This window comes from Ruegeria sp. BC2, from assembly GCF_056539245.1.
Genome location: NZ_JBQFUQ010000002.1, coordinates 541,888 through 566,523, shown reverse-complemented (window position 1 = coordinate 566,523; position 24,636 = coordinate 541,888). Strand labels below are relative to the sequence as shown.

25 protein-coding genes are annotated in these 24,636 nt (G+C 62.6%); 12 read left to right on the top strand and 13 right to left on the bottom strand.

Features of this window, described 5'->3' with window-relative positions:
- Positions 1 to 9: 9 nt before the first annotated feature.
- The 5 genes from ACR0CU_RS13095 to ACR0CU_RS13075 all read right to left on the bottom strand — a co-directional run bounded on the left by ACR0CU_RS13095 (position 10) and on the right by ACR0CU_RS13075 (position 5,221).
- Positions 10 to 843 (bottom strand): FAD binding domain-containing protein, encoded by an 834-nt coding sequence (locus ACR0CU_RS13095; protein WP_170447157.1) that lies wholly within the window; start codon positions 841 to 843, stop codon positions 10 to 12.
- Positions 844 to 976: 133 nt separating this feature from the next.
- Complete coding sequence (locus tag ACR0CU_RS13090) at positions 977 to 2,053, bottom strand: MHYT domain-containing protein (protein WP_093964360.1); 1,077 nt, start codon at positions 2,051 to 2,053, stop codon at positions 977 to 979.
- Between the two features lie 141 nt (positions 2,054 to 2,194).
- A complete protein-coding gene (locus ACR0CU_RS13085; protein WP_093963852.1) occupies positions 2,195 to 3,733 on the bottom strand; it encodes a tripartite tricarboxylate transporter permease in 1,539 nt (512 codons plus the stop codon).
- Positions 3,734 to 3,742: 9 nt separating this feature from the next.
- Entirely contained in the window at positions 3,743 to 4,174 is a 432-nt protein-coding gene (locus tag ACR0CU_RS13080; RefSeq protein ID WP_170447159.1) for a tripartite tricarboxylate transporter TctB family protein, read from the bottom strand.
- Between the two features lie 78 nt (positions 4,175 to 4,252).
- Entirely contained in the window at positions 4,253 to 5,221 is a 969-nt protein-coding gene (locus tag ACR0CU_RS13075) for a Bug family tripartite tricarboxylate transporter substrate binding protein (protein WP_170361035.1), read from the bottom strand.
- A 157-nt stretch (positions 5,222 to 5,378) separates the two neighbouring features.
- Here ACR0CU_RS13075 and ACR0CU_RS13070 point away from each other — a divergent pair, with 157 nt between their 5' ends.
- The 3 genes from ACR0CU_RS13070 to ACR0CU_RS13060 are packed head-to-tail and all read left to right on the top strand — an operon-like array spanning position 5,379 to position 8,477.
- Positions 5,379 to 6,050: a response regulator transcription factor gene (locus ACR0CU_RS13070; RefSeq protein ID WP_170447161.1), complete on the top strand. Its 672-nt coding sequence runs from the start codon at positions 5,379 to 5,381 to the stop codon at positions 6,048 to 6,050.
- Positions 6,043 to 7,440, top strand: coding sequence for a sensor histidine kinase (locus ACR0CU_RS13065; RefSeq protein ID WP_170447163.1), 1,398 nt, complete (start codon positions 6,043 to 6,045; stop codon positions 7,438 to 7,440). Before ACR0CU_RS13070 ends, ACR0CU_RS13065 begins: the two co-directional genes overlap by 8 nt.
- Positions 7,437 to 8,477 carry an ABC transporter substrate-binding protein gene (locus tag ACR0CU_RS13060; RefSeq protein WP_170364288.1) on the top strand — a complete coding sequence of 347 codons (1,041 nt, stop codon included), beginning with the start codon at positions 7,437 to 7,439 and terminating at the stop codon, positions 8,475 to 8,477. The genes ACR0CU_RS13065 and ACR0CU_RS13060 overlap by 4 nt, the downstream gene beginning before the upstream one ends.
- Here the strand turns inward: ACR0CU_RS13060 and ACR0CU_RS13055 are convergent.
- The 3 genes from ACR0CU_RS13055 to ACR0CU_RS13045 are packed head-to-tail and all read right to left on the bottom strand — an operon-like array spanning position 8,474 to position 12,061.
- Positions 8,474 to 9,982, bottom strand: coding sequence for a heme biosynthesis HemY N-terminal domain-containing protein (locus ACR0CU_RS13055; protein WP_480643176.1), 1,509 nt, complete (start codon positions 9,980 to 9,982; stop codon positions 8,474 to 8,476). The two genes, ACR0CU_RS13060 and ACR0CU_RS13055, sit on opposite strands and share 4 nt — an antisense overlap.
- Before the next feature lie 10 nt (positions 9,983 to 9,992).
- Entirely contained in the window at positions 9,993 to 11,216 is a 1,224-nt protein-coding gene (locus tag ACR0CU_RS13050; protein ID WP_480643174.1) for a COG4223 family protein, read from the bottom strand.
- Between the two features lie 53 nt (positions 11,217 to 11,269).
- Positions 11,270 to 12,061 (bottom strand): uroporphyrinogen-III synthase, encoded by a 792-nt coding sequence (locus ACR0CU_RS13045; RefSeq protein WP_254437578.1) that lies wholly within the window; start codon positions 12,059 to 12,061, stop codon positions 11,270 to 11,272.
- Between the two features lie 19 nt (positions 12,062 to 12,080).
- Here ACR0CU_RS13045 and tsaD point away from each other — a divergent pair, with 19 nt between their 5' ends.
- Genes tsaD through ACR0CU_RS13025 form a run of 4 tightly spaced genes read left to right on the top strand, consistent with a single transcriptional unit; the run spans position 12,081 to position 14,830 of the window.
- Entirely contained in the window at positions 12,081 to 13,178 is a 1,098-nt protein-coding gene (gene tsaD, locus ACR0CU_RS13040) for a tRNA (adenosine(37)-N6)-threonylcarbamoyltransferase complex transferase subunit TsaD (protein WP_170447172.1), read from the top strand.
- Positions 13,175 to 14,137: an NAD(P)H-dependent glycerol-3-phosphate dehydrogenase gene (locus ACR0CU_RS13035; RefSeq protein ID WP_170447174.1), complete on the top strand. Its 963-nt coding sequence runs from the start codon at positions 13,175 to 13,177 to the stop codon at positions 14,135 to 14,137. Before tsaD ends, ACR0CU_RS13035 begins: the two co-directional genes overlap by 4 nt.
- Before the next feature lies 1 nt (position 14,138).
- Complete coding sequence (locus ACR0CU_RS13030) at positions 14,139 to 14,408, top strand: YciI family protein (protein WP_170447176.1); 270 nt, start codon at positions 14,139 to 14,141, stop codon at positions 14,406 to 14,408.
- The gene (locus ACR0CU_RS13025; RefSeq protein WP_170433495.1) at positions 14,408 to 14,830 is read left to right on the top strand and encodes an EVE domain-containing protein; all 423 of its coding nucleotides are present in this window, start codon (positions 14,408 to 14,410) and stop codon (positions 14,828 to 14,830) included. Before ACR0CU_RS13030 ends, ACR0CU_RS13025 begins: the two co-directional genes overlap by 1 nt.
- Before the next feature lie 218 nt (positions 14,831 to 15,048).
- Here the strand turns inward: ACR0CU_RS13025 and ACR0CU_RS13020 are convergent, their stop codons facing one another.
- Complete coding sequence (locus ACR0CU_RS13020; protein ID WP_170363933.1) at positions 15,049 to 15,390, bottom strand: DUF2853 family protein; 342 nt, start codon at positions 15,388 to 15,390, stop codon at positions 15,049 to 15,051.
- A 188-nt stretch (positions 15,391 to 15,578) separates the two neighbouring features.
- On the opposite strand from ACR0CU_RS13020, the gene ACR0CU_RS13015 reads away from it, so the two are divergent.
- Entirely contained in the window at positions 15,579 to 16,226 is a 648-nt protein-coding gene (locus tag ACR0CU_RS13015) for a DUF899 family protein (protein WP_170447179.1), read from the top strand.
- A gap of 54 nt (positions 16,227 to 16,280) precedes the next feature.
- On the opposite strand, the gene ahcY is transcribed toward ACR0CU_RS13015, so the two are convergent.
- Complete coding sequence (gene ahcY / locus ACR0CU_RS13010) at positions 16,281 to 17,669, bottom strand: adenosylhomocysteinase (RefSeq protein ID WP_170340635.1); 1,389 nt, start codon at positions 17,667 to 17,669, stop codon at positions 16,281 to 16,283.
- A gap of 99 nt (positions 17,670 to 17,768) precedes the next feature.
- Positions 17,769 to 18,083, bottom strand: a complete 315-nt coding sequence (locus tag ACR0CU_RS13005; RefSeq protein ID WP_170447181.1) for a hypothetical protein — start codon at positions 18,081 to 18,083, stop codon at positions 17,769 to 17,771.
- 204 nt (positions 18,084 to 18,287) lie between these two features.
- Here ACR0CU_RS13005 and ACR0CU_RS13000 point away from each other — a divergent pair, with 204 nt between their 5' ends.
- Positions 18,288 to 18,881 (top strand): HD domain-containing protein, encoded by a 594-nt coding sequence (locus tag ACR0CU_RS13000; protein ID WP_170361062.1) that lies wholly within the window; start codon positions 18,288 to 18,290, stop codon positions 18,879 to 18,881.
- 294 nt (positions 18,882 to 19,175) lie between these two features.
- Positions 19,176 to 20,249: an alpha/beta hydrolase gene (locus ACR0CU_RS12995; RefSeq protein WP_480643170.1), complete on the top strand. Its 1,074-nt coding sequence runs from the start codon at positions 19,176 to 19,178 to the stop codon at positions 20,247 to 20,249.
- A 50-nt stretch (positions 20,250 to 20,299) separates the two neighbouring features.
- Here ACR0CU_RS12995 and ACR0CU_RS12990 read toward each other — a convergent pair whose 3' ends face one another.
- Together ACR0CU_RS12990 and ACR0CU_RS12985 are read right to left on the bottom strand one after the other, a co-directional pair.
- Positions 20,300 to 20,854, bottom strand: coding sequence for an ActR/PrrA/RegA family redox response regulator transcription factor (locus ACR0CU_RS12990; protein ID WP_170368977.1), 555 nt, complete (start codon positions 20,852 to 20,854; stop codon positions 20,300 to 20,302).
- Between the two features lie 80 nt (positions 20,855 to 20,934).
- Complete coding sequence (locus ACR0CU_RS12985; RefSeq protein ID WP_170340640.1) at positions 20,935 to 21,561, bottom strand: SCO family protein; 627 nt, start codon at positions 21,559 to 21,561, stop codon at positions 20,935 to 20,937.
- 90 nt (positions 21,562 to 21,651) lie between these two features.
- On the opposite strand from ACR0CU_RS12985, the gene regB reads away from it, so the two are divergent.
- Complete coding sequence (regB, locus tag ACR0CU_RS12980; protein WP_093963869.1) at positions 21,652 to 23,049, top strand: sensor histidine kinase RegB; 1,398 nt, start codon at positions 21,652 to 21,654, stop codon at positions 23,047 to 23,049.
- 66 nt (positions 23,050 to 23,115) lie between these two features.
- Entirely contained in the window at positions 23,116 to 24,624 is a 1,509-nt protein-coding gene (locus ACR0CU_RS12975; RefSeq protein WP_170447183.1) for a PAS-domain containing protein, read from the top strand.
- Positions 24,625 to 24,636: the final 12 nt, after the last annotated feature.

Below are 24,636 nucleotides of genomic sequence, written 5' to 3'. Positions count from 1 at the left end.
TTCCTCCCCTCAGCCCGCGCGGCTCTGCGCACGGTCGATGGCGCGGCGCAGCATCACGGCGGCCACGTGTTTCTTGAATTCGACGGGGCCGCGGTTGTCGGCCACCGGGTCGATCGCCTCGAGCATCGCGGCCACGCAGCCGTCGACATCGCCCGAAGCCAGTGCCGTGCTGGCCGCGTCAGACCAGACGGGCGTGTCGGACAGGTTGGTCATCGCCACCGATGCCTGACCGTTACCAACCATCACTGCGGCAGCCGCGGTTGCGTAGTCGCCGATCTTGCGTTTCTGCTTTTCATAGGCCTGCCCGATACCGGGGCCGGGAACAGGGATGGAAATCCGTGTCAGGATCTCCTCGTCCTCGCGGGCGGTAAAATAGGCCGCCTCGTAGAAATCGCGGGCCGGGACGCTGCGGGTGCCGTCAGGTCCGGACAGTTCGAACGACGCGTTCAGGCACTGCATTAGACCCGGCATGTCATTGCCCGGATCCCCGTTGGCCACGTTCCCGCCGACCGTACCCATGTATCGCACCTGCGGATCCGCGATCTGCATCGCCGCTTCGCGGATCAGCGGGATCGCGTCGGCCAGACCGTCGTGGGTGATCAACTCGTGCTGCGTGACCATCGCGCCCAAGGTCACGGTATCGGACCCGACCTCGATGCCTTTGAGTTCCTCGATGGCCTGCAGGTCGACCAGATGGCCCATCTCGGCCATGCGCAGCTTCATCATCGGGATCAGACTGTGCCCGCCTGCGATCACGCGCGCTTCGTCCCCGTGTTCCTGCAGAATGCCGATGGCCGAGGCGACGTCGCCTGGCCGGTGATACTCGAAACCGGCTGGTATCATGTTTTCCTCCCTTGGCCCGTTCACGTCGGGGCCTTGGGATTAAGCAAAGTCCTGAGGGCGCGCGCAGGCTATCGCGCAGGAACGGGGGGCGCGGCTTCTTTCACGAAATGCGAATGGGCTGCACGAGTTGCGATCAGAGGCCCAGCGCCTCGCGGATGTCCGTCAGGCGGGATCGGCTGACCGGCACCTTGCTGAGCGCATCGACCTGGTCGAAATAACAGGTGCCGTTGTCCTTGTGCCGCTCAAACCGGGAAACGTGTCTAGGGTTCACAAGGTAACTTCGGTGGGCCCGCAAAAAGCCGTCTGGTTTCAGGCGGGTTTCGGCCTCGGTGATCGACCAAGGGCAGAACAGTTTCTCGGCGCCCATATACAAAACGGTGTAGTGCCCCTCGGCCCGAATGGCGGCAATACGCGCTGGTTCGGTGAAAAAGGTCTGGCCCTCGCGCTCGAACGGGACGCCGGCGCGCAGAGCCGGTTCCGGCTGTGGCGCTTCTGCCGCCGGCTCGGGCCCGATAAAGGTGATCCCGGTCAGCAGGAATGCCCCGCAAATCAGGAACACCGCAACGGTCACCCCCATCGCAAGAACCTGATTGTTCAAAGCCGGGCCTGCGCCACCTGCATTGTCACTGGCGGTAAAATCGGTCAGGCCCGTGGCGACAAAGTGCATGGTGAATACGGCCAGGCCAAAACACACTGTGCCCAGCAGGATATTGCGCTGGGTGCGATTGTCGTAGGCAACCCAGATCGCCAGCACTGACAGCACCACCGAGGCCACGGTCGCGATCGCAACGTCTGATGCGGTGTAGACGGGGCGACACAGCTCCATCCCGGCCATGCCGATATAGTGCATCACCACGATACCAAGACCCACGATCACACCCGCGCCGACAATCGTGCCTGGGCTACGCGCGCGAAAATGCAACAGCAGCAGCGCCAGCCCGACCATCAGAATGGCAACCAGGGCCGAGATCAGGGTGATCAACGCGTCATAGTAGAAAAGGATCGGCAGTTGCAGGCCCAGCATGGCCACGAAATGCATCGACCAGATGCCGCCGCCCAGAATGACCGCAGCCAGGGCGACGACGAACTTCCGCCTCTGGTCATCCAGCTTTGAAGCACCATGCGTCAGATACAGGCCGGTGAAACCGGCCATGAGTGCGACGGCCAACGAGGCCGCTACGAGCCAAGCGTTATGCGAGTAATCCAGCATTTCGGTTTGCACGCCCTCCCCGACGCGAGAGTGACGTTAGCAAAGCGAAGTGTCTGGGACAATCGGCAGGCGGACCCTGCGGGTCACGGGCCGGCAAACGATCCGCCGCCCGACCATTTCGGCGGGCGGCGGACAGGCAGATCAATCGCTGATCGCTCCTTCTTCGTCACGACGCTGGTGCATCTTGGCCTTGACCCGGGCGCCCACGATCAGGGGCAGGACAAAGCCGATGATCGCGATTGTCCACAACCCGATGGACAGCGGGCTGTCGATCAGGGTCCACCAGTTGCCATTGTCGATGGTCACGGCGCGACGCAGGTTGTTCTCCATCGCGTTGCCCAGCAGGGTACCCAGAATGATCGGCACCAGCGGCACGTCCAGCTTGCGCAGGACCCAGCCCATCACGCCGAACCCGATCATCACCAGCAGGTCAAAGCTGGACCCGGAAATGCCATAGATGCCGACAAAGCTGACCATGGCCACGATCGGCATCAGGATGCGCGACGGGATCATCAGCACGCGGGTGAACAGGCCCACCATGGGGATGTTCATGGCCAGCAGCATGAAGTTGGCGATGAACAGCGCCGCGATCAGGCCCCAGACCACATCCGGGTTCTGGGTGAACAGCAGCGGCCCGGGCGTGATGTTCAGCGCCAGCAGCACCGCCAGCAGCACCGCCGTGGTACCCGACCCCGGAACGCCCAGCGCCAGCATCGGTACCAATGCGCCTCCGGCGGCGGCGTTGTTGCCAGCCTCGGGCGCGGCCACACCGCGCGGATCACCGGTGCCAAAGGTGTTTTTCTTGTCCACCAGCCGCTTTTCCATCGAGTACGAAATGAACGACCCCAGTGATGCCCCGGCCCCGGGAAGAACCCCGGCGATGAAGCCCAGGAACGAGGTGCGCAGCATCGTCGGCGTGCAGCTCTTGATCATCGACATCGGAGGGTAGAGCTTGCCGATTTTCAGCTTGCTGCCCTCGGCGTCAGACCCGCCATGCCGGTGTTCGAGGAAAATGAACACCTCGGACAGGGCAAACAGGCCGACGATGGCCACCAAGAAATCGATCCCGTCGTACAGATGCACTTCGCCATAGGTAAAGCGCGGCACGCCCGTTTGGGTATCAACGCCGATGGTCGCCAGCCCAAGCCCCAGCGCGGCGGCAAAAGCCGATTTGGCCTGGTTGGTCGACGACACACCGCCCAGCGTCATGAACGCCAGCGCAAAAAGGGCAAAATATTCGGCCGGGCCGAACAGCAATGCCACTTTGACCAGCTGAGGCGCCAGCAGGATCAGACCCCAGGTCGCCAGGAACGCGCCGACAAACGAGGCGATACCCGACAGCGAAAGAGCCTCACCCGCCAGGCCTTTTTTGGCCATGGGATGCCCATCCAGACAGGTCATCATCGCAGGCTCGTCGCCGGGGATGTTCAGCAGGATCGACGAGATCCGCCCCCCGTACATCGCCCCGTAATAGACACTGGTCAGCAGGATCAGCGACGGCGTCGCGCCCAGCCCCAGCGTGAAGGCCAGTGGGATTAGGATGGCCACGCCGTTCGACGGGCCAAGGCCCGGCAGCGCGCCCATGACCGTGCCCAGAAAGCAGCCCAACAGGGCCAGCATCAGGTTCTGCCAAGTCAGCGCGATGGCGAACCCATCGGCCAAGGATGCAAAAGTTTCCATGATCGCCCCCTAGAAACCCAGCGGCCCTTTGGCCAGCGACAGGCCCAGAACCAGGTGGAAAATGACGTAGATGCCAACCGAGGTGCCCACGCCGACCAGAACGCTTTCGATCGGGCCGGACCCCAATCGCCAGGCCAGGTAGGCCGCGGCAAAGGCCGTTGCGATGACGAAGCCCAGCTCGGGCAGAAATTCGGCATACAGGATCATGACCACCACCGCGGCGGCGATCTCAACCAGACGGCCAAGGGCCGGCCACTCCGGCTCGGCGTCCGGGCGCAGGGCGATCACCGCGCTGGACACTCCCAGAATGGCGGCGATGATCAAAGGAAAGGCCTTGGGCCCAACGGCATCGGACAGAAAGCTTTCTTCGATCGCCAGCGCGGATATCGCGAAACCAATGGCAAGAAGAAGTCCGACAACCCCGAAGATGCGGTCACTCATCGGTGTCTCCTGTTGTTCGGGAAAAAAGAGTGCGGGCGCCACGCTGTCGCGGCACCCGCCTGCACGTGAGTGGTGCGGTTACTTGATGATCCCGATCTCTTTCGAGATGGTCTGGATCTGACCGACGGACTCGGCAACGAAGTTCTGGAAGTCCTCGCCCTGCAGGTCCAGCGGAGCCAGACCGTTGGCGGCCATCACTTCTTTCCACTCGTCCGACGCATACAGGTCACCGATTTTTGCGACCCAGTCGTTGTAGGCCTCGTCCGACATGCCGCCCGGAGCGTAGAAACCGCGCCAGTTGGCGCCGATGGCATCCACACCCTGTTCCTTGGCGGTCGGGAAGTCAGCGAATTCACCGGGCAGACGCTCGGGCGCCAGAACCGCGATCACTTTGATGTCGCCGGAATCCACGAAACCCTTGGCTTCGGAAATGTCACCGGTAAAGGCTTGGACCGAGCCGGCCAGCAGCTGGGTCACCGCCTCGCCACCGCCGTCAAAGGCGATGTACTTGACCGAGCGGACATCGTCGATGCCATAGGCGTTGGCCGCGATCAGCACCTTCAGGTGGTCCCAGCCGCCCACGGCCGAACCGCCAGCAACCGAAACCGAAGCCGGGTCGGCTTTGATCTGGTCCAGCAGCTCGGGCAGGGTGTTGACGGGGCTATCGGCAGCCACGGCGATCACGCCATAGTCGGCGCCGATCGCGGCCAGCCAGCGGACCTGATCCATGGTGTTGCCCGGATAGGCGCCCTGGGCCAGACGGGTTGCGGTTGCGGCACTTGCGGCGACAATCAGGTTGTTGTCGTCATTGCGCTTGTTCACCACCTCGGCAAAGGCCACGCCACCGCCGCCACCGGCCAGGTTCACGACCTGCATGGTCTGGTCGATCAGGCCCAGATCCTGCAGCGACTTGCCCACCTGACGGCAGGTGAAATCCCAACCACCACCGGGGTTTGCCGGTGCAATACATTCCTGAGCGCTGGCGGCAAAGCCGGTCAGGGCGAATACGGCAGCGGCTACGACGCCGCCGGTTCCAAACAGTTTCATTTGGTTCTCCTCCTAGGGTCTTCTTGGCCTGCTGATACGCAGACGAAACCGGTCCCTGCAGGGAGCTGGGCGCGCAGCCCTTCCTTGCAGGTTGATTTTCTTTAACGAATAATGCTGTCACGAACCTGTCATGTTGCGACGGGCGTTCGGGGGGACAATGCGCGTATTGATGATCGAGGATGCCGAGGATCTGGCCGAGGGCGTCGTGGCCCATCTGGGCCGGTCCGGTGTCGTCTGCGATCTGGCGACCTCGGTCGAGGCCGCGCGCGATTTCCGCGCGGTCCAGGGCTATGACGCGATCCTGCTGGACATCAACCTGCCCGACGGGTCGGGCCTGGGCTTTCTGGACGAAATCCGTGGCGGGGGTGACCGCATTCCGGTCTTGATGCTGACCGCGCTGACTGCGGTCGAGGACCGGGTCGCCGCGCTGGACAAAGGAGCCGACGATTATCTGGGCAAACCCTTCGACCAGCGCGAGCTCGAGGCGCGGCTGCGCGCGCTGGTGCGCCGAGATGCCGACCGCAAGAGCGAGCAGATCACGCTGGGCCCGCTGGTCTATGCCCCCAAGGACCGCAGCGCCACGCTGGGCGGCAAACGCCTGAACCTGACCGCGCGCGAGGCCGCCGTGCTGGACGCCCTGATCCGGCACGAGCGGCAGTTCCTGTCCAAGGCGCGGCTGTACGACTCGCTTTACGGGTTCGAGGATGCCGATGTGGGCGTGAACGCGATCGAGCTGTATATCGCCCGGCTGCGCAAGAAATTCTCGGGCAGCGGTGTGACCATCACAACCCAGCGCGGGGTCGGGTACCGGATCGGCCTGCATGGTTAGGCCGCCCCTGCCCCACAGCCTGACCGCCCGGGTGCTGAGCGCGGTGATGCTGATCCTTGTTCTGGGCGGCGTGCTGGTCGGCCTGTCGATCTGGGCCAACGGTCGGTTGGCGGCCCGTCAGGCCTATGACCGGCTGCTGTTGGGCGCTGCCAGCGACATCGCCGAATCCGTGCGCATCCAGGACGGCCAGCCCATCGTCGACCTGCCGGTTTCGGCCTTTGAACTGCTGGCCCAGGCCCCGGATGACCGGATCTACTACGCGGTGCGCGGGCCCGACGGGCGCTTCATCACCGGGCTGGACCCGGACACGGTGATCGCGCCCCCGCAGCCCGTCAGCCAGTCGGCCCAATATTTCGCGGCAGACCTGAACGGGGAACCGGCCCGGTTCGTCCGACTGCCCCGCCTGTTCGCCGAGCGCGACTTCTCGGGCGAAGTTGAAATCGTTGTCGGGCAGACCTTGCTGGCACGACGCGCGATGACCGCGGGGCTGATGCTGGATGCCCTGCTGCCGATGGCGGCTGCCGGCGCGTTGCTGCTGATCATGTCCTGGTTCGTCACCCGTTCGGCGCTGCGCCCGCTCGAGGCGATGTCGGACGACCTGATCCGCCGCGACCCCTATGACCTGACGCCCGTGGCCAGCGACGGTCTGCCGCGCGAATTGCAGGTCATGATCGCAGCGATGAACCGGTTCATGGGGCGACTGGACCGGCAGGTTCTGTCGATGCGCAACCTGATCGCCGACACCGCCCATCAGTTGCGCACCCCGGTCGCGGCGATCCGGGTCCAGGCCGAAATCGCGCAGGCGGATCCGGATGCCCCAGCTCGCCACCGCGCGCTGGACCGGCTGCTGAATCGCACGCGGTCGCTCGGGACACTTCTGGATCAGCTGTTGTCGCGCGCGATGGTCATCCACCGCATCGACAGCGCCCCGCGCCTGCTGGTCGATCTGCGCGAAGTGGCGCTCGAGGCGCTGGAGCAGAGCGACCACGAGGTGATCGCCCCCGGCGTCGAGGTGCATCTGAAAATCGGGGAAAACCCGGTCTGGGTGCGGGGCGATGCGTTTTCGCTGGGCGAGGCCACCAAGAACCTGCTGGGCAACGCGCTGCGCCACGGCAAGGCCCCGGTCAGCATCGGCGCCAGCCTGGAGGGTGGCCGCGCCGTTCTGTGGGTGCGCGACAGCGGTCCGGGGCCGGAAACGTCGGTCTCTGCCCGGTTGGGCGACCGGTTCAACCGCAACGCAGGCTCGGGCGAGGACAGCAGCGGGCTGGGTCTGTCGATCGTCAAATCCACCGCCGAAGCCTTTGACGGCACCGTCGAGATGACCCGCACCGATGACGGGTTTCGCGTATCGCTGAACTTTCCGGCCGCCACCGAAGGAACAGGCGCATGATACGGTTTCTGATCCCGCTGGCCCTGTGCCTGCTGACGTTGGGTACCCGCACCGCGGCGCAGGAAGCAGTTACCGAATTCGGCACCGGGCCCACCCCCCTGCTTGTGCGCTCGACCACGGATATCGGCATTATCCGCCCGGTGATGGAACAGTTCGCGGCGCAGAACCCAGACCTGACCATCACCTATGAACAATGGGGCTCGAACGCGCTGTTCCAGCACAGCAAGACGGCCTGCAAGACCGGCCACAGCCCGGCCGATGCGGTGTTTTCCTCGGCCGTTCAGCAGATGGTCTGGTTGGTCAATGCCGCCTGCGCCCACCGCTACAGCTCGGCCCAGACGCAGGCGCTGCCCCCGGCCCGGCGCTGGCGGGACGAGCTGTGGGGGATCACCACCGAACCCGCGGTCATCGTCTACAACAAGGATCGTCTGGACGATCTGGAGGTGCCGCGCAGCCGCTTTTCCCTACTGGACGCGATGCGCACCCGCCCCGACCTTCTGCGCGGCCGGGTGGCGACCTATGACATCGCGGCCTCGGGGCTGGGGTATCTGTTTGCCTATGGCGACAGTCTCGAGGCGACCACCTTCGGGTCACTGATCGAAGGTTTCGCGCGCATAGATGCCATCGCCACCTGTTGTTCCGCCGAGATCATTCGCGACGTTGCCGAGGGCCGGTTCCTGATCGCCTACAACGTGCTTGGCTCATATGTCGCGAATGCGCAGGACCCGGCAGTTGGGGTGATCCTGCCCGAGGACTACACCCTCGTTCTGTCCCGCGCCTTTCTGATCCCGAAGAATGCAGGCAACAGCGCTGCCGCAGCCCGATTGCTGGATTTCCTGCTCTCTGCACAGGCACAGGACTTGCTCGCAACCTCGGGGCTTGTGTCCCGGATGGACTCGGCCGAGACCGGACTGACGCCCAGCGCACGACGGTTCATCCCCCTGTCGCCCGCCCTTCTGGTGGCCAGCGACCCGAACCGCCGGGCAGAGTTGTTCAAACTGTGGAACGACGCGTTCGACGTCGAAACCGCCCGCTAGGCCGGTTTCGGTCCGGCGTCTTCGGTCTCAGGTTCTTCGGGGGCCTGGTCTGCCATGCTGGCATCGACAATCTCAGGCTCGGGGATATCCTCGACTTCGGCGTCCTCGGCCATATCCGAGCGGTCTTCCAACGCCCCCACGATCAGAGGCAGCATGTGAACACCCGTCGCCGAGGCGATCTCGGGGGTTTTGGGGGTCTGCCAGCTGAGCGTGTCAAAGCTGTGACAGTTGGGGCAGACCGGCGCCCATTCAGCCTCGATGTCATGGCAGTTGTCGCAAACCCATTGCGGCCCGCGCGGCGCATTCAACGCTTTGGCCAGCCAGCCCTGAACCACCGCGTCCGAGGCTCCTTCGCCGCGCTCGATGGCGGCCATCAGGGTATAGGCTCGGGCATCGGCACCTTTCTCGACCACATCTCCAAGCGCCCGGCGGGCCTCGGGAAAGTCTTCGGCGACGATGTTCAGCTCCGCCAAAATCAGGCGGGTTTCCAGATGCTCGGGATGAATGCGCGTCAATGCCGTAAAGCGCTTGACCCGTTCCTCGGCGGTTTCGTCGGGCACGATCTCGGCAAAGGCATGGGCCAGATCCGGATGCGGCTGCGCCTCCCATGCCTTTTTGAGAATCTTTGTCGCGGCGCGCGGCTTGCCCTTGGCGATGTAGGCCCGTGCGGCCATGGCTGCCGCCGGCACCAGGTCGGGTGAGAGGCGGTTCGCCTCGATCGCGCGCTCCTGCTGTTCGACACTGGCGGTTTCGTCCAGAATTCCCTTGGCCTCGGACAGGGCCAGAACTGCGTCGCGTCGCTTGTACACATCACGCGGCAGCGCGCCGGACTTCAACTTGGCGGTCAGGGTCGACCGTGCGCCGGCCCAGTCCTGCGCCTTGGTCTGCAGTTTCAGAAGCACATCCTGCGTTTCCTGATGCCGCGGCTTCAGCGCCAGTGCTTTTTCGGCGAGTTTGCGCGCGGTTTCGTCGTCGCCCTCGGCCAACTTCTGTTTCATGATTCCGCGCACGCCGACGAAACGTGTGGCCTGATCCGTCACCAGTTTCTTGTAGGTTTCCGAGGCCTTCTTAGTGTCACCGACCATTTCGGCCGCCTGGGCCACCAGAAGGTTGGTCAGCTCCGGCTTGTTCAGCAGCCGTTCTGCCTTGTGCGCCATCGTCATGGCCGTCCGCCCCTCGCCCGAGGCCAGCGACATCAACCCGTCAGCCAGCGCCTGATAGCCCCGTTTCTCGCGGCTGCGGTCGAAATAGCGCGAAAGGGCAGTTTCATCACCGTTGAGGAATTTCAGGGTCGCAATCAGCAGGTTGAGCAGCTTGAAGAACAGCCAAACCGCCAGAACCAGCAGGCCCAGCGCGATCACCGACTGCAGCGGGCTGAGCGTGACTTCGGTTCCCATCGCGGTGATCTGGATGCCACCGCTGGTTTCCATCAGAACGCCTGCCCCCATGGCCAGAAGGCCGACGATCGCGACAAAAACCAGGATCTTCAACAATGACCAGAGCATGGCAGGCCCCTCAGTTCGAGTTCACGCTTGTCACAAGCGCATTGGCGGCTTCGACCGCGGATTGGCGGGTTTTGGCAGCCGCGATCCATTCGGCCATTGCTGGCTGCGCCGCTTCCGGAAGCGCGCCCAGCTCGGTCAAGGCCGTGCTGATGTCACCTTTGCCCAACGCGGCCTCTGCTCGTGACAGGATGGCGTCGGGATCATTGCCATCTTTTGGCGAAACGGACCGGGCGCCGGTCTGCCGCTGAAGAAAGGCGACAAGGCCCGTTCCCTTGTCGGCTTCGCGCGCATCTGCCAGCGCAGTTCGGGCGGCAGGCGCAAAACTCTCGCGCAGATCCGTCAGTGTCGGCACACCTTCGCCGGCCGGAGCGGACAGGGCTTCCGGCACCTGCACGCCGCCGGTCTGCAACTGGGCCACCAGATCGGCATAGGGTGCGCCGGCATCCAATTGACCCTGAACCTTGGACAGCACGGCCAGGTTCTCTGCCGCCTGTGCCCGGGCTTGGGCCTGCGCGTCCAGGGTTTGCGCTTCGGCGACCATCCTTTCGACTTCAGCACGCTGGGCGGCCAGCGACTCCTGCAGCTTCTTCAGCTCGGCCTCGACGGCCGCAACGGTTTCGGGCGAGGCGGCGTCGGTCAACGGACGTGCCTCAAGCTGTGCGACGCGTTGCGCCAAGGGGTCGAGCTTGCCGGACAGATCGTCGACATTGGATTTGAGCGCGCCAAGATCGCTTTCGATCGGTGTCAGCTTGGTGCTCAGCGCCGCGATTTCAGCGGACGGGTCGGGAACTCCAGACAATTGCTTGCTCAGGTCAGCCAGTAGCTGAGCCTGGTCGGACACCTTGGTCTCAAGCGCTGCAATCGCCTCGGACGGATCGGACCCCGCCGGCCAAAGCAGATCGCTGCGTCCGGCGGCGAACCCCAGCGCCGCTGCGATGACGCCACCGATCAGCGCCGGCATGAACCCGCTTCGCTTGGCCTCAGGTTGCTGATCGGTTGCCGTAGCCCGTTCGGCTTCGGCTTCGGCTTCGGCTTCGGCTTCGGCTTCGGCTTCGGCTTCGGCTTCGGCTTCGGCTTCGGCTTCGGCTTCGGCTTCGGCTTCGGAAGGGCTTTGTTCAACCCGATCTTCCGGGTCAAGCGTGTAGGCGTCAGTCTTGGCGTCGACCGCTTCGGGCACCTCATCGACCTTGGGATCGTCGGCCGGTTTCTGGTCTGTGTCTTTCTTGGCAGCCACCGTCACTTCCCCCTGTCGATTCCCATAAAACCTGACGCGCAGACGCAACCAAGTTAATCCGCGCCCATCGCACCCTCAAGCCGGATCGCGTATTTGACGAGTTTTTTCACGGCTTTCCGCATTTTCTTGGGCGTCGGGCGTTTGGCAATCCGCAATCGGGCAATCGCCAAGTTTTCAAGGGGCTCGGCGGTCGGTTCGCTCATCGCGGCGACCAAAAGCGGTGCCGGTCCGGGCCAGAGGTCGGCAAATTGTCGCGCGGTCCGCGGCGAGAACAAGGGCGCAATCACAGGGGCCGAACCAGCCGCAGCCGCCTGGGCCTCGGGCGTCAAAGGCAGCAGCTGCTGGCGATAGACCGGCTGTTCCCGCACGGTCAGCCCCAGTTCGGTCAGCCGGGCCGCGATGTTTCCCCGACTGTGTTCGCCGCGCAGATGCAGCAGCGGGCTGTCCGGGCGCTCTTTGAGCAGTTTGGCGACCAGCTCCTCGGCGGTTTCGCCGGCCATTCGGGCCTCCCACCCGGCCTGGCGGGCCGTTTCGGTGGTGGCCGGCCCCACGCAATAGGCGGGCAGATCCCGGCGCACATCCTGCGCCGCGGCGGCCGCCACGCCATTGGCCGAGGTGAAGATCAGGCCCCGGACTCCGGTCGTGTCCACCGCCTTTTCCATCGGTCGGATATCTAGCAGGGGGGAATAGACCACCTGAACCCGCGACCGTATGCGTTCGGGCAGCTGCGCCACGAACCTTTCCGAGGCGGCGCGGGGACGGGTCATCAACAGGTACACGGGCGGGCGTTCGGGCCTTGAGGATTGTTTGCTGCGGCGCGGGGTGATACCCCGCGACCAGATCATGATGCAATGGTTCAGGCCGATGGTGCAAACACTTACCGTTCTGGGATTGGAAAGCAGCTGCGACGACACGGCGGCGGCCGTGGTGCGGCAGACCGAGGGCGAACCGGCGCAGGTTCTGTCTTCGGTCGTGCATGGCCAGACGGACCTGCACAGTGCCTTTGGCGGCGTGGTGCCCGAGATCGCGGCCCGCGCGCATGCCGAAAAGCTGGATGTCTGCGTGCAGCAGGCTTTGGAGCAGGCGGGCCTGACCCTGCAGGACATGGATGCCGTGGCCGTGACCGCCGGGCCGGGACTGATCGGCGGGGTCATGTCCGGCGTGATGTGCGCCAAGGGGATCAGCGCGGCCACCGGTCTGCCGCTGATCGGCGTCAACCACCTGGCCGGCCACGCGCTGACTCCGCGGCTGACGGACGGGATCGCCTTTCCCTACCTGATGCTGCTGGTGTCCGGCGGGCATTGCCAATACCTGATCGCCCACAGCCCCGAGCAATTCACCCGGCTGGGCGGCACCATCGACGACGCCCCCGGCGAGGCCTTCGACAAGACCGCGCGCCTGTTGGGCCTGCCTCAACCCGGCGGCCCCTCGGTCGAGGCCGAGGCGCGCGAGGGCGACCCAAAACGTTTTCGCTTTCCGCGGCCACTGCTGGATCGGCCCGGATGCGATCTGTCCTTTTCCGGGCTCAAGACCGCCTTGATGCGGTTGCGCGACCTGATCGTGGCCGACAAGGGCGGGCTGACGCGTCAGGACCGCGCCGATCTGTGCGCCGGGTTCCAGCAGGCGATCGTGGATACGCTGGCCGAAAAGACCCGCCGCGCCATCGCCCTGTATCTTGAAACCAACCCGGCCGAGCCGGTCATCACCGTGGCCGGGGGCGTTGCGGCCAACACAGCCATTCGGTCTGCGTTAGAGTCTGTTTCCGCGGATGCCGGCGCGCGGTTTACCGCCCCTCCACTGCACCTGTGCACCGACAATGCGGCGATGATCGCCTATGCGGGATTGGAACGATTCCGGCTGGGCGCGCGTGACGGGCTGGACCTGACCGCCCGTCCCCGCTGGCCGCTGGACCAGACGAGCCCGGCCATGCTGGGCGGCGGGCGCAAGGGGGCCAAGGCATGAGCGTCTCGGTCCTTGGGTCGGGCGCCTTCGGAACCGCGCTGGCGATCTCACTGGCGGGCAAGGGTCCGGTCACCTTGTGGGCCCGGTCGGACGAACAGGCGCAGACGATGCAGGCGACCCGCCGCAACGACGCCCGCCTGCCGGGTGTCACCCTGCCCGACGCCATCACGGTGACCGCTGAAATCACGCTGGCCTGTCAAAGCGACGTGTTGTTGTTGGCGGCGCCCATGCAAAAACTGCGCGATGTCCTGTCGGACCATGCGGCGGACCTGCAGGGTCGCACCCTTGTGGCCTGCTGCAAGGGTATCGAACTATCCACCGGCCTGGGTCCGATTGCCGTGATCGAACAGGTGCTGCCCAGCGCCTGCACCGCCCTGCTGACCGGGCCCAGCTTTGCCGATGACATTGCCCGCGGGTTGCCGACGGCGCTGACACTAGCCTGCGCCGACGTGGATTTGGGCACCCGGCTGCAACAGGCCCTGACCACCGCCAACCTGCGGCTCTACCGAACCACCGACGTGACCGGGGCCGAACTGGGCGGCGCACTGAAGAACGTGATGGCCATCGCCTGCGGAGCCTGCATCGGCGCGGGTCTGGGGGACAGCGCCCGCGCGGCCCTGATGACCCGCGGCTTTGCCGAGATGCAGCGCTTTGCCGCGATGCGCGGCGCCCGGCCCGAGACCCTGATGGGCCTGTCGGGTCTGGGCGATCTGGTCCTGACCTGCTCGTCCGACCTGTCGCGCAACTTCCGGTTCGGCCTGTCGCTGGGCCGCAACGAGACCTTTGACGCCGCGACCACCGTCGAAGGCGTGGCCACGGCAAATGCCATGGCCGCCATCGCCACGACTGAGGCGCTGGACATGCCCATCTGCCAGACGGTGGCGCAGCTCAGCCGTGGCGCCTACAGTGTTGCAGAGGCCCTGCAATCCCTGCTCAATCGCCCACTCAAGGAGGAATGACATGCTTATCGCCCTGATCGCCCGCGACAAGGACAGCGCCCTGCAGACCCGTCTGGACAACCGCGCCGCGCACCTGGCCTATATCGAAGAAACCGGCGTGGTCGCGCAGGCCGGGCCGTTGCTGGACGGCGATGCCATGATCGGGTCGCTGGTCATCCTGGATGTCGAGGATCTGGCCGCCGCACAGGCCTGGGCCGACAACGACCCCTATGCCAAGGCCGGTCTGTTCAAATCGGTCGAACTGATCCCGTGGAAGAAGGTCATCGGCTGATGGCGTATTGGCTGTTCAAATCCGAACCCTCGACCTGGAGCTGGGACCAGCAGGTCGCCAAGGGCGACGCGGGCGAGGAATGGGACGGGGTGCGCAACTATCAAGCCCGCAATTTCATGCGGCAGATGAAGCTGGGCGACCGGGGGTTTTTCTATCATTCTCAGAAGGACAAGGCGATCGTCGGCATCGTCGAGGTCTGCGCCGAGGCCCACCCCGACAGCACCACCGACGACGACCGGTGGGATTGCGTGGACATCAAGGCGGTGCGCCCCTTCGCCAAACCGGTCACGCTGGACCAGATCAAGGCCGATCCACGGCTGGCCGATATGGTGCTGGTCAAGAACTCACGCCTGTCGGTGCAGCCCGTCTCGGATGCCGAATGGGCGGTGATCTGCGAACTGGGCCAGACCCGGGCGGATTGAGAAAAAAGGGAAGGCCCTGACGATGCAGAACCTTCCCTACCCCGCGTGCTCCCTACTCACCACACGCAAAGAAATCTCTGGTTCTGACCGTCCTGGTCACGGGTTGAATGTAGCCCAGGGCACGGCGGTTTTTCAAACGCGAAATCAATTGATTATAATTCAAATGCAAAACGCCCGCCGAACCAGTCGGGCGGGCGTTTCCGAATGTCGCGGCGGGATCAGCCGTAGACCGACTCTTTGCCGAAATGCTTGGTCAGCATGTAATAGACCACCGCGCGGTATTTGTTGCGCTCGGACATGCCATAGGTCTCCATGACCTTGTTGATCGCTGCCATCAGCTCGGGGCCATCCGACAGGCCCAGTTTCTTGATCAGAAAGTTGTTCTTGACGGTCTCCAGCTCACCTTCCTGGCTGGCGGCGACGGTCGCGGCATCCGCGTCATAGATGGCCGGGCCGCATCCAATGGTAACCTTGGTCAGCAGGTCCATGTCCGGCGTCATACCGCATTTGTTCTTCAGATCATCCGCGTATTTGGCGATCAACTCGTCACGTTTTCCCATTGTCCTCTCCTGTGTGGGTTGGGTTCCGGCCTTTGCGGCGCTGGCTGAACGGTAACGGCTGACAGCTTTTCAACAAAGGGAAAAATCCGACGGTTTCCCCCCAAGGCAGGGATACGCGCACCTGCGGGTTGATCATTGTTTCACTTTTATTTAACATTTTAGTTAATCATTGAGTCGAGGAGACTGCCATGACCATCGCCCTACCGAACGAAAGCGCCGAATACCGAACCGCCCGAAATGCTCTGTTGGCCGCCGAAGCCGATCTGCGTGCGCGGGTCGAGGAAGTGGCCGCGCTGCGCCGGACCTTGCCCAAGGGCGGCCAAATCCCGCAGGATTACGCTTTTCGGGACCTCGGGGGCAAAATTGCCCCGATTTCAAGCCTGTTCGGTGATCATGACACTCTGGTCGTGTATTCGCTGATGTTTGGCCCCAAGGCGCAGGACCCCTGCCCCATGTGCTCGGCCTTTCTGGACGGGCTGACCGGGCAGGTCGCACATCTGACCCGAAAAACCGCCTTTGCGGTCGTGGCGCAGAATACACCGGATGCCTTGGCTGCGCTGAGCCGACGCATGGGCTGGCAGGATCTGCCGCTCTATTCCGCGTTGGATACAACGTACCAGAAAGACTATCTGGCCGAGACCGAGGACGGAAACCAGTTGCCGATTCTTAACGTGTTTCAACGCGATGCGCAGGGAATCCACCATTTCTGGAGCTCCGAGCTGTTCTTTCAGCCCAGCGACTGGCATCCACGCCATGTCGATGCGGCTTGGCCACTGTGGAACATTCTGGACCTGACGCCGCAGGGCCGCGGCGATTTCGTGCCGCCGCTCCGCTGACCGCAACAAAAAGGGCGGCCCGGATGGCCGCCTTCTCCGCTTATTTCTGACAGATCAATACCGGTAATGCTCGGGCTTGAACGGACCTTCGGGCGTGACCCCGATGTAGTCCGCCTGTTCCTTGTCCAGCTTGGTCAGCTTGACGCCGATCCGATCCAGATGCAGGCGTGCGACCTTCTCGTCCAGATGCTTGGGCAGGATATAGACCTTGTTCTCGTACTGGTCGCCTTTGGTGAACAGTTCGATCTGGGCCAGGACCTGATTGGTGAACGAAGCCGACATCACGAAGGACGGGTGTCCGGTGGCATTGCCCAGGTTCAGCAGACGGCCTTCGGACAGCAGGATGATGCGGTTGCCCGAGGGCATCTCGATCATGTCCACCTGGTCCTTGATGTTGGTCCACTTGTGGTTTTTCAGGCTGGCCACCTGAATCTCGTTGTCGAAATGGCCGATATTGCCGACAATGGCCATGTCCTTCATCTCGCGCATGTGCTCGATGCGGATCACGTCCTTGTTGCCGGTGGTGGTGATGAAGATGTCGGCGGTCGAAACCACGTCTTCCAGCAGAACCACCTCGAACCCGTCCATGGCGGCCTGCAGGGCGCAGATCGGGTCGACCTCGGTCACCTTCACGCGGGCACCGGCGCCGCGCAGAGACGCGGCCGAGCCTTTGCCCACGTCGCCATAGCCACAGACCACGGCAACCTTGCCGGCCATCATCGTATCGGTGGCGCGGCGGATACCGTCGACCAGAGACTCCTTGCAGCCGTACTTGTTGTCGAATTTCGACTTGGTGACGCTGTCATTCACGTTGATCGCCGGGAACGGCAGATGGCCGTCCTTGACCAGCTGGTACAGACGGTTGACGCCGGTGGTGGTTTCCTCGGACACGCCCTTGATCTGATCGCGTACCTTGGTGAACCAACCCGGGCTGGCGGCCATCCGCTTCTTGATCTGCGCCTTGATGACTTCTTCCTCTTCAGAGGACGGGACGGGGATGATGTCCTCACCCGCTTCGGCGCGCGCGCCCAGCAGGATGTACAGCGTGGCGTCGCCGCCATCATCCAGGATCATGTTCGGGCCGTCTTCGAACAGGAAAGACTTGTCGAGATAGTCCCAATGCTCTTCCAGAGTCTGGCCCTTGATGGCAAAGACCGGGATGCCCGCCTCGGCGATGGCCGCCGCCGCGTGGTCCTGGGTCGAGAAGATGTTGCACGACGCCCAGCGCACATCCGCGCCCAGCGCGACCAGCGTTTCGATCAGCACGGCGGTCTGGATCGTCATGTGCAACGACCCGACGATGCGCGCCCCTTTCAGCGGCTTGCTGTCGCCGTATTCCGCACGCAGAGCCATCAGGCCCGGCATTTCGGTTTCCGCGATATCCAGTTCCTTGCGGCCGAACCCGGCCAGTGAAATGTCTTTGACGATGTAGTCGCCAGCCATCAGATGCTCCATTCCGATCAACAACGGTTTGGGCAGCCCCTAACACCGTTGGGGAAAAGTGGCAATGTGGGTGGCAGTGGACCGCGAGCGGCGCTCAGTTCAACTGGGCGTCCCCTCGGCTTGTATCTTTGGGATCGCTTCAAAGAAATCGGTGCCGGCGGCGACAATGCAGCTGATGCCGTTGGCGTGGGTCACCAGAACGGTATAGGTCCCGCTTTCGCGTGACGCCCATACCTCCATGACCGTTTGTCCGCCTCGCGAGTTCTGCAAGCCGCCAAAGGCAAGCTGCTCTGAATAGGTTTGCTGCAGTTTGGCAATCAAATCTCCGCGCAAGGCGCAGTTCTGTGCCAATGCAGGCGGCGCGGCCGCAGCCATTCCAAAGACAAGTGCCAGTCCGAATACACGCTTGAACATGACAGGCTCCTTTCGGTTGGGTTTCAATCCGAGAGGGGCACACTGGGAGGAGCGTATGCCCCCCTCAGTCTTCATGTCGTGATCACAAGGTGCCGGTTCAAAGCACGATTGCTCAAGAAATTGTTGGCAGCCAGTGATCAGGATGGCTTAAGCATAGCATAAAACCGGGTCTCGGGCACGGTGGACAAGATGGGGCATGGCAGAATGGCAACACAACCCAGGGCATGGCAACGGATGCTGTCGGGCCGCAGGCTGGACCTGCTGGACCCGACACCCGTGGATATCGAGATCGAGGATATCGCCCATGGTCTGGCTTTCGTGGCGCGCTGGAACGGCCAGACGGCGGGTGATTTCGCCTATTCCGTGGCCGAGCATTCCCTGCTGGTCGAAGAGCTGTTCGGCCGGATCGCCCCCAAGGCGCCGGTGAAATGGCGGCTGGCGGCGCTGCTGCACGATGCGCCGGAATATGTGATCGGCGACATGATCTCGCCGGTGAAGGCCGCGGTCGGCCCGGGTTACGGCGCGCTGGACGACCGGCTGGCGGCGGCAATCCACATCCGCTTCGGCCTGCCCGCCGCGGTGCCGAAAACGGTGAAACGTCAGATCAAGAAAGCCGACAAAATCAGCGCGTGGATGGAGGCCACCCAGATCGCGGGGTTTTCCGAGGCCGAGGCAACCAAGTTCTTTGGCCGACCGGACGCGGCGGTGATGGAGAGGTTGCAGATCACACTCAGGCCACCGGTTGAGGTTCGGCAGGCATATACGGCGCGGCACGCGGAGCTGTTGGCGGAGCTATGAAACTCGAATGGTAACGGAATCTTGCTTGCCCCCAGCCGCATATTTGCCTTTGCGGCGCCCACGCAGTCCGTGTGACTAAACTCCGAAGAACGGCCTCATTTACTCAATATCGTTCCGCAGAGAAGACACTGCTTGAGCCAAAAAAAGCGGCTCCAGCGTTCGCCGGTTGACAGAAGAACGACACCGTCAGTCTAATGAGGCGCAACCGAGCCGAGTGATCGTCGTTGTATGAAACGCCTCAGAATTGGAACTTCGGATCTACCGCGCGCATTCCGGCTTCTGTGTTTATCCACGATGATGTTGCTGGGAGCGGCTTCATGCGGCCGCCCGCCGGAATTGGTAGGGATCGATAATCCAAGACTTCCTGCATCTGAGGTAAAAGAGGCCAAGCGCCAAACAGTCTTCATTGCCACGACGCGTCAAGCGTCCGGTGCAGAAGGGGTCTTCTTTTCCGGTGACCGCGGTGAGGGTTTGGGCTTGGCTTCAGTAGTCGTCACCATCCCGCCAATTCACAAAGCAGGGAAAATTGAAAGAGCCAGCTCTCTGCCACCTATTGCCTCAAAGCACTTCACCATAGTTGAACCAAAAGTCTATGTTTCGGAGGCCGCCTTTGTTTCTGAAATGGACAATCAATTACTGAACCTCAGCGTTTCCGACAGAAACGTTCTGGTCTTTGTGCACGGCTACAACACGACCCTGAGCGATGCCATCCTTAGATTGGCACAGTTTGTCGAGGATACCGAGTATGACGGGATCCCCGTATTGATGTCATGGGCGTCTGCTGCAGAGACTCTGAAATACGTCTACGATATCAACAGCGCCCTCGCTGCCAGATCAGACTTTTTGAAAGCCGGTGAGATCATTTCGCGATCACAGGCTCAACAATTTGACATACTCGCGTTTTCGATGGGAGCGTTCCTTACGATGGAAGCCATCTCACAAGCCGAAATTGCTGGCGAGTTTAATCCCAACAAAAAAATTCGAAACATAATTCTGGCAGCACCCGATATCGATTTGGCGGTATTCGAAAGCCAGCTCTCAACTATCACCCACGACAATCAGAAAATCTTTGTTCTCGTATCCTCGGACGACGGAGCCTTGAGTTTTTCGAAGTTCATTTCTGGCGGAGTCGACCGTGTTGGCGCAGCCGATGCCGCCGAACTCGCAAGGTCAGGAGTCACCGTTATTGATCTCAGCCAAGTACAGGACTCTCAAAGCACAAGTCACTCGAAATTTGCTTCGTCCCCTGAGGTTGTTCGAATTGCTGGTGAAGCAATCCGCACGAGCGGACGGACCGGCAGGCGTTCTACGACAGAACTTCAGGACCTTATTGGCGAAGGTTCAGTGGAAGTTGTAGGCGAACCTTAATTTCTTGATTTCCCAAGCCTGTTGCCAGAATAGTGCAGATCGGCAAAACGCTACCGCGGGCTGCGTTTCGCCAGAATCCGCTGCAAGGTCCGGCGGTGCATGTTCAGACGCCGCGCTGTTTCCGAGACGTTTCGGTCACACAGCTCGTAAACCCGCTGGATGTGCTCCCACCGCACGCGGTCGGCGCTCATGGGGTTTTCGGGGGGCGGGGGCAGTTCGTCGCCCTTGGCCAGCAGCGCGTTGGTGATGTCGGTGGCGTCGGCAGGTTTCGACAGATAGTCGGTGGCGCCGATTTTCACCGCCGCCACGGCAGTCGCAATTGCACCGTATCCGGTCAAAACCACGACCCGGCTGTCGGGGCGCTTTTCCCGCAGCACCTCGACCACGTCCAGCCCGTTGCCGTCCTCGAGCCGCAGGTCCACCACGGCAAAGGCAGGCGGGCGGGCGGTAGCGATCGCACGGCCGGCGGCGACGGATCCGGCGGTTTCCACCTCGAACCCACGCTTCTCCATAGCCCTGGCGAGACGTCTCAGAAACGGCTCGTCATCATCCACCAAAAGCAGGGATTTGTCGGGGCCGATGTCAAGCTGAGCAATGTCTGCCATGGTGTGGTCTTTCTGCTATTTCATGCCGATAGGCTTTGAGATGAGTAATAGCAGCGCCACACCAAAGGTCAAACCGACGGTTACTCTGCCGCCTGGTCCACAAAGCAGGCAACGGTGTCGGCCATCTGCTCGGCCGTCGCGTCGCGTTTGAAAAACTCAAGGAACCCGTCCTGCGGCGTGACGAGGTAGGTAAATGTCGAATGGTCGACGAGGTAGTACTCGTCGCTCTTGTCCTGGGCCTTGTAATAGGTCTTGTAGGCCTGGCTCGCGGCCTTGACCTGTTCCGGCGTACCGGTGAGGCCGATCATCTTTTCATGCAGGTTGTAGGCAAAATCCCCCACGACGTCGGGGGTGTCCCGATCCGGGTCCACCGAGATGAAGATCGGAGTGACCGAATAACCGCGCTCGGTCAGCAGGTCGACGGCCTCGGCATTGCGGGTGGTGTCCAGAGGACAGACATCGGGGCAGAAGGTGTAACCGAAATAGATCAGCGAGGGCTCGGTGATCACGTCTTTGTCGGTCACGGTTTCACCCTTGGAGTTGATCAACTCGAACGGGCCGCCGATGGTTGCGGTGCCGCCTGCAATCTGGCTGGACCGGCACTGGGCAAACTTGTCATCCGAGCCGCCGCCGCGCGTCATCAGCCACATGGCGCCCAGGCCCACGGCCAGCACGACGGTTGCAAGAATGGCATAAAGGCGGGTCATGGCGAAATTCCTGACACATGGGGTTGTTGATCGGTTCGGCCGGGACACCTATCAAGTTGACCAGCGGACGCAACAGGACATAATCGCCCGATGACGGATTCCAACACCAGCCTCTGGCGCGGACAGGAACGCAGCAGCTGGATCCGGCTGCGCACGCTGATCCTGCTGCGGTGGGTTGCAATCATCGGCCAGATCACGGCCATCACCGTTGCCCAGCAGACCTATCACGTCCAGCTGGAGCTTGGGCTGTGCTACCTTGCCATCGGTGTTTCGGTCATGGGCAACCTGACCGCCATCCTGCTGTTCCCGCAGAACAAGCGCCTGTCGGAATTCGAAAACTTCCTCATGGTGATGTTCGACCTGCTGCAGCTGGCTTTCCTGCTGTATCTCACAGGCGGTCTGAACAACCCGTTTGCCCTGCTTTTGCTGGGCCCCGTGACGATTGCGGCCAACGTCATGAGCACCCGGTCGACCCTGATCATCGGGGGCGCCGCAATCGTGCTGGCGACGCTTCTGGCCCAGTTTCACCTGCCGCTGCGCACCGATCTCGGCCTTGTTCTGGACATCCCCGACATCCTGCTGTTCGGCAACTGGGCCGCCATCGTGATCGCTATCGTATTCATCGGAGCTTATTCACACCGCATCAGCGCCGAGGTTCAGTCGATGTCCGAGGCGCTGGCCGCCACCCATATGGCCCTGGCGCGCGAGCAGAAGCTGACCGACCTAGGCGGCGTTGTCGCCGCCGCAGCGCACGAGTTGGGGACGCCACTGGCCACCATCAAGCTGACCAGCTCGGAACTGATCGAAGAGTTGGACGACCGCCCCGACCTGAAGGAAGACGCCGCCCTGATCCGCGAACAGGCCGACCGGTGCCGCGACATACTGCGCGACATGGGTCGGGCCGGCAAAGATGACCTGCACCTGCGCCAGGCACCTTTGTCCGCCGTGATCCACGAGGCCGCCGAGCCCCACATACACAGGGGCAAACAGGTACATTTTGACGAAGGCCCCGGGCCTGACGGTGATGTCCAGCAGCCCTCGATCCTGCGCAAGCCCGAGATCATTCATGGCCTGCGAAACCTGATCCAGAACGCCGTGGACTTTGCCCGCGCACAAGTCTGGGTCGAGGCCGAATGGACGCCGGACCGGATCACCGTCAGCATCATGGATGACGGGCGCGGTTATCCGTCACACATCATCGGCCGTATCGGTGACCCGTTCATGCGCCGCAGACGCGCCGAAAGCGATCTGCGCACACGCCCCGAATACGAGGGTATGGGATTGGGCCTATTCATCGCAAAAACGCTCTTGGAGCGCAGCGGCGCCGAACTGAAATTTGCAAATGGGTCAGACCCTTACCAGGCGGTGACGGACCAGGCCGAGCGACGCGGCGCGATCGTGCTGGTGACATGGCCGCGCAAACTGATCGATGCGCAGACAGGCGACAACCCGGTGCCGTCGGGCGTGAACGAACGGTTCCAGGTCTGAGTTAAGACACCGTTAACTATTTCAGCGCAAAGTCGAGTCCGGTTTGTTTTTGGGGTAGGCGGCACTGTGGCCGACTGGATCATACTTGCGGCGATCAGCCTGGTTTCGTCGGGCTTTGCCCTACAGTGGCTCATGCCGCGCCGTCCGCGGCGCGGTGACAATTTTGGTTTGTCTGCGCCGGCTTCGTTGCTGGATGCAGTGTTTCTGTTCAACGGAAGCCGCCTGATCAGCCACTCCGACATCGCCCTGTCCGGGTTCGAGGCGGTGAATGACTGGGATGATCTCAGGCGCCTGCTCCAGCGCGACTTTCCGGCCTTCCCCGAGACTTACGAAACCGTCCGCCAGCAAGGCAATATCGTGGTTTCGGCCATAGATTGTACGGTCGAGCGCGAGGTTCGGTGTGAATGGATCGACGGCATCGTACGAGTGCAGTTGCGTGATCTGACCGGCATCACCGAACCAACAAGGAGGGATCCGAACGATCCGATCCGCCTCGCCATGGACCGCGCGCCCTACCCGGTGTGGCTTCTGGATCATGCCAACAAGGTAAGATGGTGCAACGCCGCCTATGTTGCGCTGGCCCGCAAGGCCCGCGGGCAGGACACGGATCTGACCCAACCCATGTTCCCGGAACTGACCGAAGAAGCGAGGCCCGGCAAGAAGACCCGCGTTTCAATTCCGGTGAAGGACAGCAGCAGCAAGCTGTGGTTCGATCTGACGCTTGTGGAGCTGGACGAAGGTCACCTGCATTACGCGGTCGACGTAAACGCCATTGTCGAAGCCGAGACCGCCCAGCGCAAATTCGTCCAGACGATGACGAAAACCTTCGCGCAGCTGTCGATCGGCCTGGCAATCTTTGATCGAAACCGCCAGTTGGCGCTGTTCAACCCCGCCTTGATCGACCTGACCGCATTGCCGCCCGACTTCCTGAGTTGCCGGCCGAATATCTCAAGCTTTTTTGACCGCCTTCGGGATCAGCACATGATGCCCGAACCCAAGAATTACCGCAGTTGGCGCCGGCAGATGAACGATCTTCTGGAAGCGGCCGAGGACGGAAACTATCAGGAAACCTGGTCACTGCCGTCGGGTTCAGTCTATTCGGTTAGCGGTCGCCCCCATCCCGACGGCGCCGTCGCCTTTCTGTTCGAGGACATCACGGCCGAGATCACCCTGACCCGCCGGTTCCGGTCCGAGATGGACCTTATGCAGTCAATCCTCGACAAGCTTGCGGATGCCGTCGCCGTTTTTGCCGATGACGGGACACTGGCTTTCACCAACTACGCCTACCAGCTGCTGTGGGGAGACTCGGACGAGGTCGGCTTTGAACCAGCCACGGTTCTGGACGTCACGCGCCAGTGGCAGTCGCAATGCCAGGCCAATCCAATTCTGGGTGACATTCGGGACTTCGTCGAAATGCGCAACAACCGGGCCGAGTGGAGCTCTGATCTGTACAAGCGCGACGGCACCCGGCTCTTGTGTACGGTCAGCCCTATCCAGAATGGCGCAACCATCGTCCGGTTCACGATCGAACACGCGCGTGGAGAAACGCCGGATATGTTGCAGATCACCGCCTGAACCGGGTTGCAG